Genomic DNA, 5433 nt, shown 5'->3' on the forward strand with positions numbered 1-5433 from the left:
CGGGGACGACGTTGGGGGATCCGATTGAGGCGCAGGCGTTGTTGGCGACGTATGGGCAGTCTCGGGTGGGTGGTCGTCCGTTGTGGTTGGGGTCGGTGAAGTCGAATATCGGTCATACCCAGGGTGCGGCGGGTGTTGCGGGGATCATCAAGATGGTGCTGGCGATGCGGCATCGGGTGTTGCCGGCGACGTTGGGTGTGGCGGAGCCGTCGTTGAAGGTGGATTGGTCGGCGGGTGCGGTCGAGCTGTTGACGGAGAGTCGGGAGTGGGAGGATCCGGGTCGTCCGCGCCGGGCCGCCGTCTCCTCCTTCGGGGTCTCCGGCACCAACGCCCACGTGATCCTCGAAGAGGTGCCGTTCGACGAGCCTGTTCGCCAGGAGCGCACCGATGCGCCCGTCGTGCCGCTGGTGCTCTCCGCCCGCAACGCCGCCGCCCTGCGTGACCAGGCCGGGCAGCTGGGCGAGCTGCTGGCGGCCGGGGACACCCCGGCCGACATCGGCTGGTCACTGGCCACCGGACGGCCCACCTTCGACCGCCGGGCCGTCGTCGTCGCCGGCGACGCCGCCGAGGCCGCGGCCGAGCTCGCCGCGCTCGCCGCCGTGGAACCTCGCCCCGATCTGATCACCGGCACCGCCGACGTCGCCGGGAAGACTGTCTTCGTCTTCCCCGGCCAGGGCTCCCAATGGGCCGGCATGGGCGCCGAGCTGCTCGGCTCGTCCGCGGTGTTCGCCGAGCGGATGGCCGAGTGCCAGGAGGCGCTGGCACCGCACCTGGACTGGAACCTGCTCGATGTCATCCGGCAGGCGCCCGGTGCGCCCGGCCTGGACCGCGTCGACGTGGTCCAGCCCGTCTCCTTCGCCGTGATGGTCTCGCTGGCCGCCCTGTGGCAGGCGCACGGCGTGGCACCCGACGCGGTCGTGGGCCATTCCCAGGGCGAGATCGCCGCGGCCTGTGTCGCCGGGGCGCTCACTCTCGCCGACGCGGCCCGGGTCGTCGCCGTCCGCAGCCAGGTGATCGCGCGCGGCCTGGCCGGGCACGGCGGCATGATGTCGGTCGCGCTACCGGCCGATCAGGTCCGGGACCTGCTCGGTGACCGCCTCGAGATCGCCGTCGTGAACGGGCCGTCCGCGGCCGTGGTCGCCGGTCCGGCTGACGCTCTCGACGACCTGCTCGCCCGGTGCACCGCCGCCGGCATCCGGGCCCGCCGCCTGCCCGTGGACTACGCCTCGCACAGCTCGTACGTGGAACTGGTCCGCGACGAGCTCCTGGAGCTGCTGGCCGGCATCGAACCCGGGTCACCCGAGATCCGTTTCCTGTCCAGTGTCACGGGCGAATGGATCACCGGCGCCGAGCTCGATGCCTCCTACTGGTACCGCAACCTGCGTCAGGCCGTCCGGTTCGCCGACGCCACCCGGATCCTCGCGGAGACGGGGCATGCGGCCTACGTCGAGATCAGTTCGCACCCGGTGCTGATCGCCGGCATCCAGGAGACGCTGGACGGCGCCGAGGGCCTGTCAACGGTCGTCACCGGAACTCTGCGCCGCGACGACGGTGGACTGCGGCGGTTCCTGGCCTCGGCCGGCGCCCTGTACGTCCGGGGAGTCGACGTCGACTGGGCGGCGGCGTTCAGCGGGCTCGGAGCCGTGCGGGTGCCGCTGCCGACGTACCCGTTCCAGCGGTCCCGCTATTGGGCCGAGACCGTGGCGACCGCGGCCGATCCGGTCGCCCAAGGCCTTGCCGCCTCCTCGCACCCGATGCTGGGCGCCTCGGTGGCGCTGCCGGAGACCGGCAGCGTCGTCGTCACCGGCCGCTGGTCGTTGCGTACGCATCCCTGGCTGGGTGACCATCGCGTCTCCGGGGTGGCTGTCGTTCCCGGCGCGGTGCTGGTGGAGGCGATCATCGCGGCCGGGGACGAGGCCGGCGTCGCCACCATCGAGGAACTGGTCATCGAGAAGCCGCTCGTACTGCCCGAGTCCGGAGGCGTCCGGATCCGCGTCACCATCGGAGCGCCCGGGACGGACGGTGCCCGTACCGTCACGCTGCACTCCGGGGCGGACGACGGCGACACGTGGACCCGGCATGCGGCCGGGACCGTCGTCCCGGCCACGTCCGCCGGGACGAGCCTGACCCAGTGGCCGCCGGCCGGCGCACAGCCGATCGGCACCGGCGATTTCTACGACCGCCAGCTCGAGGCGGGTTACGAGTACGGGCCCACCTTCCAAGGCGTCCACACAGTCTGGGCGAACGGCGCCGACGTGTACGCCGAAGTGTCGCTGCCGGCCGGGGCGTTGCCGGCCGAGCCCGGTTTCCTGCTGCACCCGGCCCTGCTGGACGCGGCGCTGCAGAGCGGACTGCTGCACCGTGATCCGGAGGCACCGGCCGCGGGAACGCTGCTGCCGTTCGCCTGGACCGGCGTGACCCTGCACAGCGCGGGCGCGACCGATCTGCGGATCAGGATCACCCGGACCGGGGACGGCACGGTGTCGCTGGTGCTCGCCGACGGCAAGGGAGACCCCGTGGCGACCGTCGCCGGGCTGGTGTCGCGGCCCGTCGCCGATGCGGATCTGGCCGGGGGCGACACGCAGGCGCACCTGTACCACGTCGCCTGGCAGCCCGCCGCCACGCCGGGCGCGGCCACCGCCGCCCCGGCCGCGGTGGCGGACCTCGCCGCCCTGACCGGCCTGGCGGCAGCCGTCCGCGCGGGCGGGACCGTGCCCGACCTGGTCGAGCACCGGGTTCCCGTCGGCACCGGCGACCCGGTCGCGGGCGGCCGGGAGCGGCTCACCGAGGTGCTCGCCCTGACCAGGGCCTGGCTGGCCGAGCCGTTGTTCGAGACCTCCCGGCTGGTGATCCGGACCAGGTCCGCGGTGGCCACCACGGCCGGGGAGAGCGTCGATCCGGCCGCGGCCGCGGTGTGGGGCTTCATCCGTACCGTGCAGTCCGAGCACCCGGACCGGTTCGTCCTCGCCGACGGTGACGAGCCGCCCGCCGCCGCGCTCACCGGTGCCGAACCCCAGGTCGCCGTCCGTGACGGCGCCGTGGCGGTGCCACGCCTCGTGCGTACGGCAGCGGGTGCCGAGCGGTTCGATCTCGCGGCCGACGGTACCGTCCTGATCACCGGTGGCACCGGACTTCTCGGTGGGCTGCTGGCGCGGCACCTCGTGCGGACGTACGGGGTGCGGCGACTTCTGCTGATCAGCCGGAGTGGCCCGGCTGCGCCCGGCGCTGCCGAGCTGGTCGCCGGCCTGGCCCAGGACGGGGCCGAGGCCGAGGTGGTCGCGTGTGACGCCGCGGACGCCCGGGCGCTGCGGTCGGTGCTGGCCGCGATCCCGGCGCGGCACCCGCTCACCGCCGTGGTGCACGCCGCCGGTGTCCTCGACGACGGCCTCGTCTCCACGCTGACCCCGCAACGCCTCGAGACGGTGCTGCGGGCGAAGGCCGACGCGGCGTGGAATCTGCACGAGCTCACCCGTCACCAGGACCTGGCCGCGTTCGTCCTGTACTCGTCGGCGGCGGGGGTGCTCGGCAACGCCGGGCAGTCCGGCTATGCCGCGGCGAACGCGTTCCTCGACGGGCTCGCCGTCCACCGGCGTGCGCTCGGCCTGCCGGCGATCTCTCTCGCCTGGGGACTGTGGGAGCAGGCCAGCGGGATGACCGGCCACCTCGGCGACGCCGCACGCGACCTGAGCCGCCGCCGCGGCATGCTCGGCCTCACCGCCGCGCAGGGCCTGGCGTCGTTCGACGCGGCGGTCACCGCCGGACCCGCCGTCCTGGTCCCGGCCCGCCTCGACACCACCGTCCTGCGAGCGGATGATCCGGGACTCTCGCCTCTGCTGCGCGGGCTGGCCCGCCCGGTCCGTCCGGTCGCCCGGCCGGCGGAGGACACGGAGTCGTCGCCGCGCGAACGGTTCGCGGCCCTCGGCGCGGCCGAGCGGGAGCGGGCGGTGCTCGACCTGATCCGGGCCCAGGTCGCCGGGGTGCTCAGCCTCAGCAGCCCGGACGAGGTGGAGCCGGGTCAGGCGTTCAAGGACATCGGGTTCGACTCGCTGCTCGCGGTGGAACTCCGGAACCGGATCAGCAAGGCGACCGGGGTCCGGCTGCCGGCGACTCTGGTCTTCGACCACCCGAACCCGGCGGCCCTCACGGCCCGGTTGCTCACCGACCTGGCGCCGGCGACGACCGCCGGGTCGGTCCTCGACGATCTTCACCGCATCGAACAGACGTGGGCCGCCGCGGTGACCGGCACCGGCCCGGCCGAGCGGGAAGAGATCACCGTACGGCTGCAGGCGATGCTCGCCGCCCTCGCGCCCACCGGCGCCGTAGGCCCGTCCACCGACGACCTCGACCTGGCCGACGCCACCGACGAGGAGATCTTCGACCTCATCGACAACGAGCTCGGCCGGCCCTGACGCCTGCCGGCACTCAGCACTGCCTGTTCCGACCACCGCTCTGTCCTGACCGGATGCTCCGGGCCGCCGTCGCGGCCCGGACCCGGAGATCGGATCTGCCATGGCGAACGACGAGAAGCTCCGCGACTACCTCAAGCTCGCGCTGACCGACCTGCGGGCCGCCCGCAAACAGGTGCAGGACCTCGAAGCCGGTCGTAACGAGCCGGTGGCGATCGTCGGGATGGCCTGCCGGCTGCCCGGCGGGGTGGAGAGCCCCGAGGATCTCTGGCGCCTGGTCGAGGCGGGCGGTGACGCGATCGGGCCGTTCCCGGACGACCGCGGCTGGGATCTCGACGCGCTCTACGATCCGGATCCGGAGACCCCCGGTACGGCGTACGTCCGCGAAGGCGGTTTCCTGTCCGACGCGGCGGGTTTCGACGCGGCGTTCTTCGGCATCTCCCCGCGCGAGGCGCTCGCCATGAACCCGCAACAGCGGATCATGCTGGAGACCTCGTGGGAGGCGTTCGAGCGGGCCGGTATCGACCCGTCGGCGTTGCGTGGTCAGCACATCGGCGTCTTCGGCGGCGTGATGTACCACGACTACGCGCCGCGGCATCCGTACGTGCCCCGGAGTGTCGAGGGGCTCGCCGGAATCGGCAATTCCGGCAGCGCGACGACCGGGCGGGTCTCCTACACGCTCGGCCTCGAGGGCCCGGCCGTCACCGTCGAGACCGCGTGCTCGTCGTCATTGGTGGCTCTGCATCTGGCGGTTCAAGCACTGCGGAACGGCGAGTGCGCGATGGCGCTCGCCGGTGGCGTGACCGTCATGGCGACGCCCGAGTCCTTCGTGGACTTTTCCCGGCAGCGCGGTCTCGCCCCCGACGGCCGGATCAAGGCGTTCTCGGCCGACGCCGACGGCACGATCCTCGCCGAGGGTGCGGCGCTGCTTCTGGTGGAGCGGTTGTCGGATGCGCGGCGGTTGGGTCATCCGGTGTTGGCGGTGGTGCGGGGTTCTGCGGTTAATCAGGATGGTGCGTCGAATGGT

General features: G+C 73.3%; 2 protein-coding genes. Both read left to right on the plus strand.

The features are described from left to right. The first annotated feature begins 11 nt into the window (after window positions 1-11). The gene (locus AB0C12_RS44025; protein WP_360557216.1) at window positions 12-4409 is read left to right on the plus strand and encodes an SDR family NAD(P)-dependent oxidoreductase; all 4398 of its coding nucleotides are present in this window, start codon (window positions 12-14) and stop codon (window positions 4407-4409) included. A 100-nt stretch (window positions 4410-4509) separates the two neighbouring features. After that, window positions 4510-5433, plus strand: a 924-nt coding sequence (locus AB0C12_RS44030; protein ID WP_360557218.1) for a beta-ketoacyl synthase N-terminal-like domain-containing protein, incomplete at its 3' end; no start/stop codon positions are given.

The organism is Actinoplanes sp. NPDC048967, assembly GCF_040649415.1.
Lineage (GTDB): Bacteria > Actinomycetota > Actinomycetes > Mycobacteriales > Micromonosporaceae > Actinoplanes.